Source organism: Streptomyces sp. NPDC043854, from assembly GCF_056436005.1.
On the sequence record NZ_JBWKDK010000015.1, the window covers coordinates 117,625 to 134,916 of the forward strand.

12 protein-coding genes are annotated in these 17,292 nt (G+C 74.3%); 6 read left to right on the forward strand and 6 right to left on the reverse strand.

Going from position 1 to position 17,292, the window contains the following annotated elements; all coding sequences use genetic code 11:
- Positions 1 to 23 precede the first annotated feature (23 nt).
- The 4 genes from sucC to AC068A_RS16210 all read right to left on the reverse strand — a co-directional run bounded on the left by sucC (position 24) and on the right by AC068A_RS16210 (position 6,230).
- The gene (gene sucC, locus AC068A_RS16195) at positions 24 to 1,205 is read right to left on the reverse strand and encodes an ADP-forming succinate--CoA ligase subunit beta (RefSeq protein ID WP_478585335.1); all 1,182 of its coding nucleotides are present in this window, start codon (positions 1,203 to 1,205) and stop codon (positions 24 to 26) included.
- A gap of 260 nt (positions 1,206 to 1,465) precedes the next feature.
- Complete coding sequence (locus AC068A_RS16200) at positions 1,466 to 2,581, reverse strand: VWA domain-containing protein (RefSeq protein ID WP_478585398.1); 1,116 nt, start codon at positions 2,579 to 2,581, stop codon at positions 1,466 to 1,468.
- A gap of 218 nt (positions 2,582 to 2,799) precedes the next feature.
- A complete protein-coding gene (locus AC068A_RS16205; RefSeq protein ID WP_478585337.1) occupies positions 2,800 to 5,127 on the reverse strand; it encodes a DUF5682 family protein in 2,328 nt (775 codons plus the stop codon).
- The gene (locus AC068A_RS16210; RefSeq protein ID WP_478585339.1) at positions 5,124 to 6,230 is read right to left on the reverse strand and encodes an ATP-binding protein; all 1,107 of its coding nucleotides are present in this window, start codon (positions 6,228 to 6,230) and stop codon (positions 5,124 to 5,126) included. The genes AC068A_RS16205 and AC068A_RS16210 overlap by 4 nt, the downstream gene beginning before the upstream one ends.
- Before the next feature lie 135 nt (positions 6,231 to 6,365).
- Here AC068A_RS16210 and AC068A_RS16215 point away from each other — a divergent pair, with 135 nt between their 5' ends.
- Together AC068A_RS16215 and AC068A_RS16220 are read left to right on the forward strand one after the other, a co-directional pair.
- Entirely contained in the window at positions 6,366 to 7,712 is a 1,347-nt protein-coding gene (locus AC068A_RS16215; protein ID WP_478585341.1) for an SWIM zinc finger family protein, read from the forward strand.
- A gap of 284 nt (positions 7,713 to 7,996) precedes the next feature.
- On the forward strand, positions 7,997 to 9,574 hold the full coding sequence (locus tag AC068A_RS16220) for a DUF5691 domain-containing protein (RefSeq protein ID WP_478585343.1): 1,578 nt from the start codon (positions 7,997 to 7,999) through the stop codon (positions 9,572 to 9,574).
- Positions 9,575 to 9,770: 196 nt separating this feature from the next.
- On the opposite strand, the gene AC068A_RS16225 is transcribed toward AC068A_RS16220, so the two are convergent.
- Positions 9,771 to 10,172, reverse strand: a complete 402-nt coding sequence (locus AC068A_RS16225; RefSeq protein ID WP_385432451.1) for a coenzyme B12-dependent isobutyryl CoA mutase small subunit — start codon at positions 10,170 to 10,172, stop codon at positions 9,771 to 9,773.
- A gap of 213 nt (positions 10,173 to 10,385) precedes the next feature.
- Between AC068A_RS16225 and AC068A_RS16230 the strand changes: the two genes are divergently transcribed.
- Positions 10,386 to 11,189, forward strand: a complete 804-nt coding sequence (locus tag AC068A_RS16230) for an esterase/lipase family protein (RefSeq protein ID WP_478585345.1) — start codon at positions 10,386 to 10,388, stop codon at positions 11,187 to 11,189.
- A gap of 221 nt (positions 11,190 to 11,410) precedes the next feature.
- Complete coding sequence (locus AC068A_RS16235) at positions 11,411 to 12,979, forward strand: M23 family metallopeptidase (protein ID WP_478585347.1); 1,569 nt, start codon at positions 11,411 to 11,413, stop codon at positions 12,977 to 12,979.
- Between the two features lie 93 nt (positions 12,980 to 13,072).
- Here AC068A_RS16235 and pcrA read toward each other — a convergent pair whose 3' ends face one another.
- Entirely contained in the window at positions 13,073 to 15,592 is a 2,520-nt protein-coding gene (gene pcrA, locus AC068A_RS16240) for a DNA helicase PcrA (protein WP_478585349.1), read from the reverse strand.
- A gap of 150 nt (positions 15,593 to 15,742) precedes the next feature.
- Between pcrA and AC068A_RS16245 the strand changes: the two genes are divergently transcribed.
- Together AC068A_RS16245 and AC068A_RS16250 are read left to right on the forward strand one after the other, a co-directional pair.
- Positions 15,743 to 16,096: a hypothetical protein gene (locus tag AC068A_RS16245; RefSeq protein WP_360635882.1), complete on the forward strand. Its 354-nt coding sequence runs from the start codon at positions 15,743 to 15,745 to the stop codon at positions 16,094 to 16,096.
- Between the two features lie 120 nt (positions 16,097 to 16,216).
- On the forward strand, positions 16,217 to 17,263 hold the full coding sequence (locus AC068A_RS16250; RefSeq protein WP_478585352.1) for a C40 family peptidase: 1,047 nt from the start codon (positions 16,217 to 16,219) through the stop codon (positions 17,261 to 17,263).
- Positions 17,264 to 17,292 lie beyond the last annotated feature (29 nt).

A 17,292-nucleotide genomic window follows, 5' to 3' on the forward strand; every position in this document is an offset into this window, starting at 1 on the left:
GGTGAGTCTGTGACCTCGTCCCTTTACTTCGCAGCCGCAGCGAGCTCGGCGGCCTTGTCGGCCGCGCCGTCCATGGTGTCCACGCGCTGGACCAGCGGGTGGTTGGCGTCCGAGAGGATCTTGCGACCCAGCTCGGCGTTGTTGCCGTCGAGGCGGACGACGAGCGGCTTGGTGACCTCTTCGCCCTTGTCCTTGAGCAGCTGGAGGGCCTGGACGATGCCGTTGGCGACCTCGTCGCAGGCGGTGATGCCACCGAAGACGTTGACGAAGACGGACTTGACGTCCGGGTCGCCGAGGATGATCTCGAGGCCGTTGGCCATGACGGCGGCGGAGGCGCCACCGCCGATGTCCAGGAAGTTGGCGGGCTTGACGCCGCCGTGGTTCTCACCGGCGTAGGCGACGACGTCCAGGGTGCTCATGACGAGACCCGCGCCGTTGCCGATGATGCCGACCTCGCCGTCGAGCTTGACGTAGTTGAGGCCCTTCTCCTTGGCCGCGGCCTCCAGCGGGTTGGCGGCGGCCTTGTCCACGAGCTCCTCGTGGGACGGCTGGCGGAACTCGGCGTTCTCGTCGAGGGAGACCTTGCCGTCGAGGGCGATGACCTCGCCGGAGGCGACCTTCGCGAGCGGGTTGACCTCGACGAGGAGGGCGTCCTCGGCGACGAAGGTCTTCCACAGGGTCACGAGGACCTCGGCGACCTTCTCGGCGACGTCGGCCGGGAACTGCGCCAGGGCGACGATCTCGCGGGCCTTCTCGATGGAGACGCCCTCGTTGGCGTTCACCGGGACCTTGGCGAGCTTCTCGGGGGTCGTCGCGGCGACCTCCTCGATGTCCATGCCGCCGGCGACCGAGGCCATGGCGAGGAAGGTGCGGTTGGTGCGGTCCAGGAGGTAGGAGACGTAGTACTCCTCGACGATCTCCGGAGCGGTCTCCGCGATCATCACCTTGTGGACCGTGTGGCCCTTGATGTCCATGCCCAGGATGTCCGTCGCGCGGGCGACGGCCTCGTCCGGGGTGGCGGCCAGCTTGACGCCGCCCGCCTTGCCGCGGCCACCGACCTTCACCTGCGCCTTGACGACAGACTTGCCGCCCAGCCGCTCGGTGGCCTCGCGAGCCGCCTCAGGCGTGTCGATCACTTCACCGGCCAGCACCGGTACACCGTGCTTGGCGAAGAGGTCCCTCGCCTGGTACTCGAACAGGTCCACGCGCGTCCGTCCCTTGTCTTCAAAGATTCGCAGTGATTCGCGGTTGTCTGCGTGGGCGTGCCGCGGAGGGCAACGTGACGGCGCTGTCACAGGGGATGCGCACACGGTGACCGTGGACGCGGCATGTCCGTCCCGCAGGTTATCCCCGGGACACCGGCGACCCTAAATCGCAGATCACACCTGAGCGGTGATACCTGTCACAGATCTGCTCACGGCCCGGCCGGAAATTCGTGCGATCCGCCGATGTCCACCGGGGCCGGTCAGGGCACCGGCAGGGGCCGCTTCTCCAGGGCCGCCGCCATGACGTCCGGGAACAGGTCGGGGGTGCAGGCGAAGGCCGGGGCGCCCAGGGCCGCCAGGGCCGCGGCGTGCTCCCGGTCGTAGGCGGGAGCGCCCTCGTCGGACAGGGCCAGCAGGGCCACGAACTCGGTCCCCGCCGCCTTCATCGCCGCGACCCGCCGCAGCATCTCGTTGCGTATCCCGCCCTCGTAGAGATCACTGATCAGGACGACGACCGTGTCGGCAGGGCGGGTGATCTTCGACTGGCAGTAGGCCAGGGCGCGGTTGATGTCGGTGCCGCCGCCGAGCTGGGTTCCGAAGAGAACGTCCACCGGATCGTCGAGCTGATCCGTCAGGTCGGCGACCGCCGTGTCGAACACGACGAGCCGGGTCGCGATCGAGCGCATCGAGGCCAGCACCGCCCCGAAGACGGAGGCGTAGACGACGGAGGCCGCCATCGACCCCGACTGGTCGATGCAGAGGACCACCTCCTTCTTCACCGATTGGGCCGCACGGCCGTACCCGATCAGCCGCTCGGGGACGACGGTGCGGTACTCGGGCAGGTAGTTCTTCAGGTTCGCCCGGAGGGTGCGGTTCCAGTCGATGTCGGCGTGCCGGGGCCGGCTGGTCCGCGCGGACCGGTCGAGGGCGCCGCCGACCGCGGCCCGGGTCCGCGCGGCCAGCTTCTTCTCCAACTGCTCGACGACCTTGCGGACCACGGCCCGGGCCGTCTCCCGGGTCGTCTCGGGCATCGCCTTGTTGAGGGAGAGCAGGGTGCCGACGAGGTGCACGTCCGGTTCGACGGCCTCCAGCATCTCCGGCTCCAGCAGCAGCGCGGACAGGCCGAGCCGCTCGATGGCGTCGCGCTGCATGACCTGGACGACGGAGCCGGGGAAGTACGTGCGGATGTCGCCGAGCCAGCGCGCCACGGAGGGAGCGGAGCCGCCGAGCCCGGCGGACCGTTCCCCGCCGGCCGCCCGGCGCGAGCCGCCGCCCGCGCCGCCGCCGTACAGCGCGCCGAGCGCGGCGTCCATCCCGGCGTCCCGGCCGGTCAGGGTGCACCCGGTGCCGTCCGCCTCTCCCCCGCCGAGCACCATGCGCCAGCGCCGCAGCCGCTCCGCTTCCCCCGCCGCAGCTCCGGCCGCCACGGCGCCGCCGGTCACCGTTCCGTCCGCCGCCACCGCGTTCCCCGTCCCGCTCATCCGTCCGCCCCGTTCATCCGTCCGTCCCCTTGTCCGTAGTCGCCGACGGCGCCCCGCCGTCGGCCCTGTCACGTACCGCCGCGCGCCCACGCCCGGCTGCGCCCCGGCGGGCGTCAGGCACGCGCCGCCGTGCCCGCGCCGGCGCCCGCTCCCGCGAGGAGCAGGCGGACCAGGTCCACGACGGCGTCCGCGCGGGCCGGGTCCAGGTCCGGGGCGAAGCCCTCGGGGGCGGCGCCCGCGGCGGCGGACCCCGGCCCGGCCCCGGGCCCGCGGCGGGCCAGTTCGCCGAGGGTCCGCCGGACGCCCGGCTCGTATGCCCCGAAGGTCCGCCGCAGCAGCGGCAGCACGTCGGTGAACGCCTCCGCGGGCACCGAGACGAGCCAGGCGTCGATCAGCCCGAGCAGCCGGTCGTCGTGGACCAGCAGCGTGCCGCCGCCCGCGCCGCCCCCGGCGAATCCGTCGATCCAGCCGGCCGCGTCGGCCGGGGCCGCCGCCGGCGACAGGGCGAGCCCCATCAGCCGCGCCGTCTCCTCGGCCGGCAGCCGCCCCTCGTCGAGCAGCAGCCGGGCCGCCCGCCCGCGTATCAGCCCGGGGACCGACTCCCGGCCGGCGAGCGTCCCCAGCACCGCCGACCAGCGCTCGCGCAGGCCGTCGTCCTCCAGCAGCCCGACCGCCCCGTGCACCGCGTCCACATGGCCCCGCAGCTCCGCCGCCGCGTCGGCGTCGAGGCCGGCGGCGCAGGCGGGCGGCAGTGCCACGCAGATCCGCTCCGCGAGGCCGCCCGCCACCGCTCCCAGCGCCGAGGCGTCGGTGCCCCGGACGTCCCCGTACCGCAGCGAACGGGCCAGGGCCGGCAGGGCCTTGGCGAGCCGCGCCACGTCCGTGTCCAGCGCGGCCAGGTCGGCGAGGGCCCGCAGGACCGCGGGCAGCGCCTCGGACAGCCCCGCCAGCAGGCACCGCTCGGCCAGCGCCGTGACCTCCCCGAGCTCCCCCGCCGCGGCCGCGTCCGCCTCCGCCTTGGCGGTGGCCGCCGCGAGGACGGTGGTGCCCCAGATCCCGGCCTCGGCCACCCGCACCGACAGCTCCGGCTCCCAGCGCAGCCGCCACGTCTCCCGGAAGGTGCCCGTGCCGGCCCGGGAGGCGGTGGGCCTGCCCCAGTCGATGCCGAGCAGCCGCAGCCGGTGCAGCAGCAGGGACCGGGCGGCGTCGGTGTCCTTGCGCAGGTCGAGCTCCAGCTCGCGCTCCTGGGCCTCGGCCTTGAGCCGCAGCGAGCGCTGCCGCCGGGTCAGGTCCCGCTGGAGCGGCACGGCGGGCGCCCCGTCCGGGACCCGGCCGAGCACGTCGCCGACGACCAGGCGGTCCTCGATGAGCGCGAGGGGGACGTCGGAGCCGTCGCACATGACGGCGCGGACCGCCTCCAGGGTCTCGGCCAGCCCGGGCAGCGGCCGCCCGCGCACCGCGGCCAGTGTCTCCGCGAGCCGGACCGCCTCGATGACGTGCGCCGTGGAGACCTGCCGGTCCTCCTCCCGCAGCAGCCCGGCCACCTTGGCCAGCCACCGCTCGACCGGCCGGTCCCGGGCGGCGAAGAGGTGTGCGTACCAGCCGGGCGAGGCGATGCCCGCCCCGTACCCGCCGGCCCGGGCGAGCCGCCGGTGCGTCCAGGGCACCCAGGTCGTCTCCACCTTGGTCCTGGGCAGGCCGGTCAGCAGCTTCCTGTCGGCCGCTGCCGTGGTCCCGGCGCGCAGTGCCGGGACGTGCCAGGCGCCGCACACCACGGCGTAGGAGTCGCCGAACTCCCGCCGGGCAGCCCGCATCCGCTGCCGCATGTGGGCCTCGCGCACCAGGTCGCGGGGGTCCTCGCGGTCCGCGTACGCCTCGCGCAGCGCGGCCATGGCCTCGGCGAGCGCCTCGAACGCGGCCGCCGGGTCCTGCGGCGCGGCCCCCGCGCCCGTGCCGCGGTGTTCGACGATGTCCTCCCACCAGCGCTCGGGGTCGTCGTACCCGGCGGTCTCGGCCAGTACGGCGATCGGGTCGGGCCGCACGGCGCCGGGTGCGCCCGCACCCTCCCCTGCGCCCTCCCCCTCCGGCTCCGGCCGTGCGGCCAGGGTGTGCGCGGCGGGCAGGTCGATGAACCGGACCGGGACCGGGTCGGGCTGCTGCTGCGCCCAGCGGATGGCCGCCCACTCCGGGGAGAACTCGGCCAGCGGCCAGAACGCGGCCCGGCCCGGGTCGTCGGCGGCGTGCGCGAGCAGCGCCACGGGCGGCTGCATCCCGGGGTCGGCGGCCAGCGGCAGCAGTGCGTCCCCCTCTGGCGGCCCCTCGATCAGGACGGCCGCCGGGCGGGCCGCGTCCAGGGCGGCCCGCACGGCGCGGGCCGAGCCGGGCCCGTGGTGGCGCACGCCCAGCAGCAGCGGCTCCCGCCCGGGCGCCGCCGGGCTCATGCCGTCACCTCCCGGCAGGCGCGGTAGAAGTCCTTCCAGCCGTCCCGCTCGCGCACCACGGCCTCCAGGTACTCCTGCCAGACCACCGTGTCGGCGGCCGGGTCGCGGACCACCGCGCCGAGTATCCCGGCGGCCACGTCGGACGGGCGCAGCACGCCGTCGCCGAAGTGGGCGGCCATTGCCAGGCCGTGGGTGACGACCGAGATGGCCTCGGCGGTGGACAGGGTGCCGCTCGGCGACTTCACCTTCGTCCGGCCGTCGTCGGTGACGCCGCCGCGCAGCTCACGGAAGACGGTGACGACGCGGCGGATCTCGTCCAGCCCCTCGGGCAGGGCCGGCAGGTCGAGGGCGCGGCCCAGCTGGTCGACGCGGCGGGCGACGATGTCGACCTCGGCGTCGGTGGAGGCGGGCAGCGGCAACACGACGGTGTTGAAGCGGCGGCGCAGCGCGCTGGACAGCTCGTTGACCCCGCGGTCGCGGTCGTTGGCGGTGGCGATGAGGTTGAAGCCGCGCACGGCCTGCACCTCCTGGCCGAGCTCCGGTATCGGCAGCGTCTTCTCGGACAGGATGGTGATGAGGGTGTCCTGGACGTCGGCCGGGATGCGGGTGAGCTCCTCGACGCGGGCGGTCGACCCCTCGGCCATGGCCCGCATGACCGGGCTCGGCACGAGCGCGTCGCGGCTGGGCCCGTGGGCGAGGAGGCGGGCGTAGTCCCAGCCGTAGCGGATGGCCTCCTCGGGGGTGCCGGCGGTGCCTTGGACGAGCAGGGTGGAGTCCCCGCTGACGGCGGCGGCGAGGTGCTCCGAGACCCAGGTCTTGGCGGTGCCGGGGACGCCGAGCAGCAGCAGGGCGCGGTCGGTGGCGAGGGTGGTGACGGCGACCTCGACGATGCGGCGCGGGCCGACGTACTTGGGTGTGATGACGGTGCCGTCGTCGAGCGTGCCGCCCAGGAGGTAGGTGGCGACGGCCCACGGGGAGAGCTTCCAGCGGGCCGGGCGCGGCCGGTCGTCGGCGGCCGCCAGGGCTTTCAGTTCGTGTGCGAAGGCGTCCTCGGCGTGCGGTCGCAGCGCCTCGGCGCCGGTGCCGTTCCCGTGCGTGGTCATGGTCCCCCTCCGATGCTCGGCAGCCGCTCCCGACTGCTGTTGTCCACGGTGCACCACACCACTGACAACAGGCCCTGCTGACAACGTCGTTGCAGGTCAGAGCGATTGTCAGTGGGGGTCCCTACGGTGGTTCCCATGACCGATCAGCAGGTCCGCTGGACAGCGGAACAGGTATTGGCCCTGGCTCCTGACGCCGCGTCACGCAAGTCCGGGACCAAGCTGGGCGGGGCAGGCCCCTGGTCCGAGACCGGAGGTTCCGCTTCCGGTGCGGTGTGGGGGTTGTGCAAGGGCAGCGGCGCCACGCCGTACCGGACGGTCGTGGACCTCGCGGGCCCCGCGTACAAGTGCTCCTGCCCGAGCCGGAAGTTCCCGTGCAAGCACGCGCTGGGACTGCTGCTGCTCTGGGCCGCCGAGGGGTTCGGCGAGCCCGCCGAGGCACCGGAGTGGGCCGCAGCCTGGCTGGCCGGCCGGGCCGCGAAGGCCGCCCGCCCGGCGGCCGCGGCGGCCGGGCCGGCCGACGCAGAGGCGGCGCGCCGCCGGGCCGAACGGAGGGCGGCCCGGATCGGCGCGGGTGTCACGGAGCTGGAGCAGCGGCTCGCCGACCTGGTCCGCGGCGGACTCGCCGGCCAGGAGCAGGCGGGATACGCGCCCTGGGAGGAGACCGCGGCCCGGATGGTCGACGCCCAGGCGCCCGGACTGGCGGTGCGCGTGAGGGAGTTGGGGACGATACCCGGTTGCGGCCCCGGCTGGCCCGGCCGGATGCTGGAGGAGGGCGCGCTGCTGCACCTGCTGAACCGGGGCTGGCTCGGGGTGGCAGGCCTGCCGGAGCCGCTCGCCGCGACGGTACGGAGCAGGGTGGGGCTCCCGAACGCCGCCGCGGAGGGGGAGGCCGTACGGGACCGCTGGCTGGTGCTGTCCCAGTACGACTCGGTGTCGCCGGACGGCCGGCTCACCACCCGCCGGATATGGCTGCGCGGGCTGGAGAGCGGGCGCCCGGCCCTGGTCCTGGACTTCGGGCCGCCCGGGCGGCCGCCGGCGCTCGCGCTGCCGGTCGGGCTGGCGGTGGAGGCGGAGGCACGCTTCCGTCCCGGTTCGGCGGGGCTGCGGGCGGACCTCGGGGAGAGGTTCGCGCCGGCCGCGCCCTGCGACCGGGTCCCGGCCGGGATCGGCACCGGGGCGGCACTGGAGGCGTACGGGGCTGCGCTGCGGGAGGACCCGTGGCTGGAGTCGTGGCCGGTGGTACTGGGCCCGGTGGTCCCGATACCGGGAGAGCCGGGCTGGCAGCTGGCGGACGCGGAGGGCGCCGGCGCCCTGCCGGTCCCGCCGGCCGGGGCCGGCAGCCGGTCGCGGTCGGGGCTGTGGCAGCTGGCCGCACTGTCGGGCGGGGGGCCGCTGACGGTGTTCGGCGAATGCGGCCACCGCGGATTCACCCCCCTGACGGCCTGGCAGCCGGGCTGCCCGAAACCGGTCGCGCTGGTCTGACCGTCCGGGAGCACGGCCGGCAGCGGCACAGGGGGACAGCGACACAGGGGGACAGAGGGGACAGGGGGGACAGCGGTAAACCGAGGGGCGGGCGGCGCGGGGGCGCCGTCCGAGGAGGGGCGCGCGGACGCGGGGGCGTCCGCGTGAACGACACAGAAGCCGGGGGGCTTGCCATGAACGACAACCACGCCAGCTGAAGGGCCGGCACGGGGGACGAGAGCGGCTCCGGTCCCGCGGAGGGGGCGGGACCGGAGCACGGAAGAGCACCGAGAGGGAGGGACCCGATGGCCCACACGGCCGAGTACACGGGGTACGGGGAGTGGGAGGAGCTGGTCGGCGCCGCGCTGCTGGGCACCGAGCGGCGGCAGGGCGATCCGGCGGCACTGCTCGACGCGGCGGCCGTGCAGACCGTACGCCGCCGGGCCGGGCTGCGGCCCGCCGAGGCGGGTCCGCGGCCGCAGCCGGCCCCGGCCGATCCGCGGCCGGAGCCGCCGGAGCCGGCCCGGCGGCGGCTCGCCGGGCTGCTGGCCGGGCGGACCGGCGCGGGCAGCGGCGGGCGGCGGGGGGCCGCCCCGGATCTGACGGAGCTGCTGCCCCAGTGGCTGGCGGCCGCCGGACGGCACGGCTACCGGGCGCCGGCGGAGCTGCTGCCCGCCCTGCTGGACGCCGCCCGGGCCCGTACGGACCTGCGCCCGCAGGCCCTGGCCCTGGCCGGGCCGCGCGGGCTGTGGCTGGCCCGGCTCAACCCCGACTGGCGGTTCGCCCTGCGCGGCGGGGCGGGCGGCGGTGAACTGCCCGACCCCGAGGACGAGACCGGGGTGGAACAGCTGTGGCAGGAGGGGCTGTTCGCGGAACGGGTGGCCCTGCTGGGGGCCGTACGGGCCCACGAACCGGCCGCGGCCGTGCGGCTGCTGTCGAGCACCTGGGCCACCGAGCGGGCCGAGGACCGGCTGATGTTCCTCGACTCCCTGCGGGTGGGACTGTCAGAGGAGGACGAGCCGTTCCTGGAGGCGGCACTCGGCGACCGCAGCCGCAACGTCCGGGCGACGGCGGCCGAACTGCTGTCCGCGCTGCCCGGTTCGGCGCTGGCCGGGCGGATGGCGCGGCGGGCCGTGGCCTGCGTGGGGCCGGAGGGGGTGGTCCCGCCCGCCGAATGCGACGCGGGGATGCTGCGCGACGGGGTGGTCAAGCGGCCGCCCGCCGGTCGCGGGGAGCGGGCCTGGTGGCTGGGCCAGCTGGTGGAGGCGGCGCCGCTGTCCTGCTGGCGGGAACGGTTCGGGGGGCTCGACCCGGAGCGGATCGTGGAACTGCCGGTCGCCGACGGCGAGAGCTGGCGGGAGGAACTGCACGCGGCATGGTGCCGGGCGGCCGTGCGGCAGCGTGACGCGGAATGGTCCGAGGCGCTGCTCGGCGCGGCGACCGGACCGCCCGCGACCGCGCCGGGGACGGCGTCCCTCGCGGAGCGGGCCAAGCTGCTGTCGGTCCTGCCGGACGGGGAGCGGGCCGACTGGGTCGCACAGTTCATCCGGGCACACGGGCTGCCGGAGGCGTTCCAGCTGCTCGGCGTGTGCGCGGTGCCGTGGGCCGGGGCGCTGGGCCGGGCCGTCGTCGACGCGCTGGACGCGGCGCGGGAGGCGGGCAGCTACCCGTGGAGCTTCAGCGGGGTGATGGGGCTGGCGGAGCGGTGCCTGGATCCTGCGGAGGCGGACCGGTTGGAGGCGCTCACCGCCGCCGCGCAGTACCCGGCCGACGGGGCTGCGGGGGCGGGGGCGTACTGGGCCGAGGCCTTCCAGCGGCTGACCGCCACCCTGCGGCTGCGGGCGGCGATGCTCGACGAGCTGGCGCCGGCCCCGCCCGCCTGACGGGCCCCTGACCGGGGGCGCCGCCGCCGGGGCTCCCGCCGTGCCCTGGTGCGGCGCCGCTCCGGGGGCTCTGCCCCCGCACCCCTGCGCCTCAAACGCCGGCGGGGCTGGATTTACCCGACCGCGGCGGGGCCGGATTCGGCACGCCTCGGCGAGGCCGGGATGGGATGGGCACGGCGTCGGGGGGCCGGGTTTGTCAGTGGCGGATGTTTGCGCGGACCCAGTCGACGATCGACGTCGTCGTGGCGCCCGGGGTGAAGATCTCCGCCACGCCCTTCTCCTTGAGGGGGGCGATGTCGTCGTCCGGGATGATGCCGCCGCCGAACACCTTGATGTCCTCGGCCTCGCGCTCCTTCAGCAGCTCCAGGACCCGGACGAACAGGGTGTTGTGCGCGCCCGACAGGATCGACAGGCCGATCGCGTCGGCGTCCTCCTGGATCGCGGTGTCCACGATCTGCTCGGGGGTCTGGTGCAGGCCCGTGTAGATGACCTCCATGCCGGCGTCCCGCAGGGCGCGGGCGATCACCTTGGCGCCGCGGTCGTGGCCGTCGAGACCCGGCTTGGCCACCACCACACGGATCGGACCGGTCACACCCATCGCACTGCCTCCTGAGTGAACGAACGTTAAGTACAGCATCGCGCACACCGCCGTTTCGCGGTCAAGCACGAGGGGGAAATCACACGTGGGACGGCGTGATTCACCGCCAGGAGCCGCACCGCACCGGATCGCCGCGCCACCGTACCGACAGCCGCACGGCGCGGCCGGCCGCAGTCCCGTTCACGGTCATGGGGAGGCCAGGGGAGGCCGTCGATGGGGCTGTCCACACCCGGATACGGATACGGATCCGCGCCGGTCTCGGGCGCCGCGCTGCGGGCCGGGGTCCTCGAGGCGCTCCTGTTCGGCGCGCACCTGCTGCACTACCCGACCGGGATCCGCCAGGAGCGGCACGAGGCCGGAGAGTCCCCGTCCGGGCCCCGCCCGCCCGTACTGCTGCTGCACGGGTTCAGCGACAACCGGTCCGTGTTCGTCCTGCTGCGCCGCGCCCTCGCCGCCGGCGGCGGGCGTCGGGTGGAGGCGTACAACTACTCGCCCCTCACCCTCGACCTGCGCGTCGCGGCCCGCCACCTCGCCCGGAGGGTCGAGGAGACGTGCGAGCGCACCGGCCGCGAGCGGATCGATCTGGTCGGCCACAGTCTGGGCGGTCTGGTCGGCCGGTACTACGTCCAGCGCCTCGGCGGAGACGCCCGCGTCGGCACGCTCGTCACGCTCGGCACGCCGCATTCCGGTACGCGGATCGCGCCCTTCATGGACGCACACCCACTGGTCCGCCAGATCCGCCCGGATTCCGCGCTGATGGAAGAGCTGCGCGCGCCCGCGCCCGGCTGCCGCACCCGATGCGTGGCGTTCTGGACCGACTTCGACGAGCTGATGGACCCGCCCGGGACGGCCCGCATCGAGCACCCGGACCTGCGCACCGAGAACATCCAGGTCACGGGCATCGGACACCTCGCGCTGGCCGCCCATCCGGCCGTCGCGGCAGCCGTCCTGCGCGCCCTCGACGGCCCCGGTCCGGCGGCCGTCGAACCCCCGGGAGACGCCGCCTCCGTCGCGTGACCGCCAACCGGACCGGAGTCGAACGAATTTCGAACTCAAGGCCAAGGCTGCGCATGGAGGCGACCGAAACACGGCCGAATGCCCGGTTCCGCTCAGCTTGGAACCCGCCGAAGATTGTCGTGGCCAGTGACCGCCGGGTACAGTCACGCCACTGCTCTCCCCAGGGAACCCCCCGACCCCTGGCCACCCAGGCCCCCACTGCCGAGGCGAAAGAGAAGTTGGTGAACGACCGCCCCTCGTCGGGCCTGTACCCCGAGTCCGGGTACGACGGCCTTTCCACCACCACCTTCGCCGGCGATTCGTCCTACGTTTCCTACGAAACACAGGGCCAGGGGTACGCCTACACCTCGTACGGCTCGTACGACACCGGCTCGTACGACACCACCGCCTGGACCGCGCACGGCAGTTACCCCCAGGACGGCTACCTGTCGACCGTCCCCGCCCAGGGCACCTCCCCGGACACCGGCGCGGGAACGGGCACGGGAACGGGCACGGGCCAGTGGGACACGGCCGCCTGGACGGCGCAGACTCCCGACTACCAGTCCACGGCCACCGCGTTCGGCTACGAGCAGACCGGCCAGTGGGCGATGTCCGGCTACGGCACCACCGGCACCGAGACGGGCGCGTACGACGCCACCGCCTGGAACACGGTCCCGCAGGACCAGCAGCAGACCCAGGCGTTCTCCTTCGAGTTCGACCAGCAGCACGGCGAGCACCACCAGCCGTACGCCTACCAGGAACCGGCCGCCGCCGTCGCCGACGGGTACACCGAGACGGCCGTCTTCCAGGCCCTCGACGACGAGGCCGCCGACCCGGCCCTCGAGGCGGACCAGGGCCTGGACCTGGACCTGGGCCAGGACGTGGACCTGGACGTCGACCCGGACCCGGACTTCGACGCGGAGTCGGACCTCGGCCTGCTCACCGGCCCGGTGCACGACATGCCCACCCAGGCCATGCCCGTCACCCCGGCGGCCTCCCCGTCCGGCTCCTCCTCCGGCCCGCGCGCCTCGCGCCGCGCCGGCTCCAAGGCCCCGCAGACCTCCGGCAGCAGCCGGCGCCGCTCCCCGGCGAAGCGTTCCGCCCTGCTGACGGTGGCCGTTCCCTCGGCCTGCGTGATGGGCATCGCCGGTGTCGCGGCCGCCTCCGTCGGCGGCCTCCCCGGCGCCGACAAGCCCGCCGAGGACACCACGACGATGGCCGCGCCCGACCCGGCGTCGGTCAAGCCCGTCGCGGCCAACAGCAAGCTCGACACCCAGCTGACGGCGCTCAGCGCCGACGCGGGCGACTTCGCGGACCGCGCGAGCCGCACCCAGGAGCGCATCGACCTGCGCCAGCGCCAGGACGAGGAGCGCAAGCGGAAGGCGGCCGAAGAGGCGGCCAAGGAGGCTGCCCGCCCCAAGTTCGCCCTCCCCGTCGCGCAGCGCGGCCTCAGCGCCAGCTTCGGCCAGGCCGGCGGCATGTGGATGTCCGTGCACACCGGCATCGACTTCCCGGTCGGCTACGGCACCCCGGTCATGGCGGCCACCGACGGGACCGTGCGCACCCAGTGGAACAGCGCCTACGGCAACATGGCGATAGTGACGTCCCCCGACGGCACCGAGACCTGGTACTGCCACCTGGGCAGCACCAAGATCCGGTCCGGCAAGGTCAAGGCCGGCGACGTCATCGCGTACTCCGGCAACTCGGGCAACTCCACCGGCCCGCACCTCCACTTCGAGGTACGGCCCGGCGGTGGGTCCGCGATCGACCCCGCGGCCTGGCTGCGCAGCCACGGCCTCAACCCCGCCTGAGCCGACCCCGCACGCACGCAGGCACGCACGTCAGGCGCCGCAGGCCGTGCCGCCCGCGGGCCCCGGAGCCCGGGGCCCGACGCACGACGCCCGCTAAAGCTTCTGCACCGGTGCGTAGCGCAGCAGCAGCCGCTTCGGCTTGCCGTCTCCGAAGTCGATGGTCGCCTGCGCCTCCGACCCGGCACCCGTGACCTGGAGGACCGTGCCCAGCCCGAACTGGTCGTGCGTGACCCGGTCCCCGACCGCCAGCGCCACGGCCGGCTTGTCGGCGGCCCGGCGCGTCGCGAACCCGGACGGGCCCGACCGCGTACGGGAGGAGGACAGGAAGGCCTCCGGGGAGGTGCCGAACGAGGCCTTGCCCGATCCGTAACCGGGGCCGGAACCGGAGCCCCGCATCGGGCCGGCCGGCCTCTGCGCGGCGCCCGTGCGCTTCCACTCCAGGTACTGCGTCGGGATCTCCTCCAGGAACCGGGACGGCGGGTTGTACGAGGGCGTGCCCCAGGCGCTGCGCATCGACGAGCGGGTCAGGTACAGGCGCTCGCGGGCCCGCGTGATGCCGACGTAGGCCAGGCGCCGCTCCTCCTCCAGCTCCTTGGTCTGGCCGAGTGCCCGCATGTGCGGGAAGACGCCGTCCTCCATGCCGGTCAGGAAGACCACCGGGAACTCCAGGCCCTTGGCCGTGTGCAGGGTCATCAGCGTGATGACGCCGGTGCCCTCGGTGTCCTCGTCCGGGATCTGGTCGGAGTCGGCGACGAGCGCAACCTGCTCCAGGAACTCGGCGAGGGTTCCGCCCGCGGCGGCAGCCGCCGATGTCCCCGCGCCCTCCCCGCGCGCCTGCTCGAATTCCAGCGCCACCGCCGCGAGTTCCTGGAGGTTCTCGATCCGCGTCTCGTCCTGCGGGTCGGTCGAGGCCTGGAGCTCGGCGAGGTAGCCGGTGCGCTCCAGCACCGCCTCCAGCACCACGGCCGGGCCGGCGCCGGACTCGACGATCGTGCGCAGCTCCTCCATGAGGACGTTGAACCGCTTCACCGCGTTGGTGGAGCGGGCGGCCATGCCGTACGCCTCGTCCACGCGCCGCAGCGCCTGCGGGAAGGTGATCTTCTCGCGCAGGGCGAGCGCGTCGATCATCGCTTCCGCGCGCTCGCCGATGCCGCGCTTGGGCACGTTCAGGATCCGGCGCAGCGGGACGTTGTCCTCCGGGTTCGCGAGGACGCGCAGGTACGCGAGGACGTCGCGGACCTCCTTGCGCTCGTAGAAGCGGACCCCGCCGACGACCTTGTAGGGCAGGCCGACGCGGATGAAGACCTCCTCGAACACGCGCGACTGGGCGTTCGTCCGGTAGAAGATCGCGACGTCTCCCGCCTTCGCCCGGCCGGCGTCGGTGAGGCGGTCGATCTCGTCGGCGACGAACTGGGCCTCGTCGTGCTCGGTGTCGGCGACGTAGCCGGTGATCACCGCGCCGGAGCCGGCGTCGGTCCACAGGTTCTTGGCGCGGCGGTTCTCGTTGCGCTCGATGACCGCGTTGGCGGCGGAGAGGATCGTCTGGGTGGAGCGGTAGTTCTGCTCCAGCAGGATCGTCGTCGCGTCCTTGTAGTCCTCCTCGAACTGGAGGATGTTGCGGATCGTCGCGCCGCGGAAGGCGTAGATCGACTGGTCGGCGTCGCCCACCACGCACAGCTCGGCCGGCGGCAGGTCCGGGAGGCCGGGGCCGACCAGCTCGCGCACCAGCGTGTACTGGGCGTGGTTGGTGTCCTGGTACTCGTCGACCAGGACGTGCCGGAAGCGCCGCCGGTAGTGCTCGGCGACGTCCGGGAACGCCTGGAGCAGGTGGACGGTGGTCATGATGATGTCGTCGAAGTCGAGCGCGTTGGCCTCGCGCAGCCGCCCCTGGTACATGGCGTACGCCTGGGCCAGGGTCTTCTCGAAGCCATCGGCGGCCTGCGCGGCGAAGGCGTCCTCGTCGATGAGCTCGTTCTTGAGGTTCGAGATTTTGGCGTTGAAGGACTTCGGCGGGAACTTCTTCGGGTCCAGGTCCAGGTCGCGGCAGACGAGCGCCATCAGGCGCTTGGAGTCGGCGGCGTCGTAGATCGAGAAGGACGAGGTGAAGCCGAGCCGCTTGGACTCGCGGCGCAGGATGCGCACGCACGCGCTGTGGAAGGTGGACACCCACATGGCGCCGGCGCGCGGGCCGACCAGGCCCTCGACGCGCTCCTTCATCTCGGCGGCGGCCTTGTTGGTGAAGGTGATCGCCAGGATCTGCCCGGGGTGGACGCCGCGGGCGGCCAGCAGGTGGCCGATGCGGTGGGTCAGCACGCGGGTCTTGCCGGAGCCGGCGCCGGCCACGATCAGCAGCGGGGAGCCCGCGTGCACCACGGCCGCGCGCTGCTGCTCGTTCAACCCCTCCAGGAGCGCCGCCGGGTCGATGACCGGCTTCGGGGTGCCGTCGCGGTAGTAGGCGTCACCGCTCATGGGTACGTCGAAGTGGCCCTCGAAGAGGTCGTCCGCGCCCGGCTCCGGGAAGGCGGGCGCGTCCTCGTACTCCTCGGGCGGCGGCGGGACCTCGTCGGAGGGGGTGAGGTCCGCCAGGAAGCTGTCGTCAAAGAGGCTGCTCATCGCCTTCCGAGTCTAGGGGTCCGCGGGGACACCCGGCCCCGGCACCGGAGAATCGGCGTCTTTCGGCGGTGGTTCGCGTTCCCGCGGGCCGTCGTCGGGCAGCCGACCCGCTTCCCGGGCCGAACCGCGGCCCCCGTACGCTCGACCGCTATGGACGTACTCATCAACGCCTTCGTCGGCCTGCACATCATCGGAATCGCCTCGCTCCTCGGCGGCTTCCTGACCCAGATGAAGGCGATGAGCGCCGGCACCGCCCGCTTCGTGCCCGCGATGCTGCACGGCGCCCTGACGATGCTGGTCACCGGCGTCCTGCTGGTCGGCTTCCGCGAGATGGACGGCGGCAGCGTCAACAACATCAAGATCGGCGTGAAGCTCGCCGTCCTCTTCGTGATCCTCGCCCTCGTCTACGTCAAGCGCGACGAGGAGCGGGTCGACAAGGCGGTCTTTGGTGCGGTCGGCGGCCTGACCGTGGTCAACATCTTCATCGCGACCCTCTGGACCTGATCCGAAGGCGACACCTCCGGTCACGACGGGGCACTTGCGTTCATCTCGTCATCCGGCCGTTACCTCGCGGTCTAGCGTCCTTACCTCCGAGCCCCGACGGAGGAAGGACGTGAGGCCCTCGTGGCCAGTCATCGAAAGCCCCGGCAGCGCCCGCTTCGCGGCGGCACCGTACGGACCGCCGCCACCCTCGCCCTCGCGGGCGCTGCCACCGCCACCGCCTTCGAAGGCACCTCCCAGGCCGACCCGCAGCGGACGCCCTCCCAGACCAAGGCGGAGGTCGACCGGCTCTACGAGGAGGCGGAGACCGCCACCGAGCGGTACAACGGGGCGAAGGAGAAGGCCGACGAGGCCCAGCGCGCGCTGAACGAGCTGCGCGACGAGACCGCCCGCCGGACCGACCGGCTCAATGCCGCCCGCCGGGCGCTCGGCTCGCTGGCCGCCGGCCAGTACCGCAGCGGGGGCCTGGGGCCGGCCGTGCAGCTGGCCATGGCCGACGACCCGCAGGACTACCTGGACCGGGCCGCGCTCCTGACCCGGGCCGGCGACCGCAGCGCCGCCGGCATCGCCTCCGTACGCCGTCAGCTCGACGAGGTCGGCGCACTGCGCGACCAGGCGGCCGGGCGCCTCGCCGAGCTCCGGGCCGGCCAGGCCGAGCTCGCCGCGCAGAAGTCCGTCGCCGAGGGGAAGCTCGACGCCGCCAAGCGGCTGCTGGCTCGGCTCACGGCCGAGGAGCGGGCTGAGTACGAGGCCCGGTCCGGCGCCGGCGAAGCGGTCCCCGCCGGCGTCCGCACCCCGGCCGCGCCGCCCGCGTCGGACGGCAGCCGCGCCGCCCGCGCCATCGCCTTCGCACACGGGGCGATCGGCAAGCCGTACGTCTGGGGCGCGACGGGCCCGAACGCCTTCGACTGCTCCGGCCTGACCCAGGCCGCGTACCGCTCGGCGGGGGTCTCCCTCCCCCGCACCACCTACACGCAGATCAACGCCGGCCGGCGGGTGTCCCGCAGCGAGCTGGCCCCGGGCGACCTGGTGTTCTTCTACGCCGGGGTCACCCACGTCGGCCTGTACATCGGCAACGGCCAGATGATCCACGCCCCCCGCCCGGGCTCGACGGTCCGCGTGGCCCCGGTCGACTCCATGCCCTGGGCCGGCGCGACGCGCCCGGCGTAGCCGCGGCCGCCGCTGCAGCCGCCGCCGTC

Bases quoted from the DNA above. Each gene is read 5' to 3' on its own strand.
- AC068A_RS16225 (WP_385432451.1), bottom strand. From the start codon at position 10,172: ATGGGTGTGACCGGTCCGATCCGTGTGGTGGTGGCCAAGCCGGGTCTC.
- AC068A_RS16205 (WP_478585337.1), bottom strand. From the start codon at position 5,127: ATGAGCCCGGCGGCGCCCGGGCGGGAGCCGCTGCTGCTGGGCGTGCGC.
- pcrA (WP_478585349.1), bottom strand. From the start codon at position 15,592: ATGAGCAGCCTCTTTGACGACAGCTTCCTGGCGGACCTCACCCCCTCC.
- AC068A_RS16200 (WP_478585398.1), bottom strand. From the start codon at position 2,581: ATGGTGCTCGGCGGGGGAGAGGCGGACGGCACCGGGTGCACCCTGACC.
- AC068A_RS16215 (WP_478585341.1), top strand. From the start codon at position 6,366: ATGACCGATCAGCAGGTCCGCTGGACAGCGGAACAGGTATTGGCCCTG.
- AC068A_RS16230 (WP_478585345.1), top strand. From the start codon at position 10,386: ATGGGGCTGTCCACACCCGGATACGGATACGGATCCGCGCCGGTCTCG.
- AC068A_RS16210 (WP_478585339.1), bottom strand. From the start codon at position 6,230: ATGACCACGCACGGGAACGGCACCGGCGCCGAGGCGCTGCGACCGCAC.
- AC068A_RS16245 (WP_360635882.1), top strand. From the start codon at position 15,743: ATGGACGTACTCATCAACGCCTTCGTCGGCCTGCACATCATCGGAATC.
- AC068A_RS16220 (WP_478585343.1), top strand. From the start codon at position 7,997: ATGGCCCACACGGCCGAGTACACGGGGTACGGGGAGTGGGAGGAGCTG.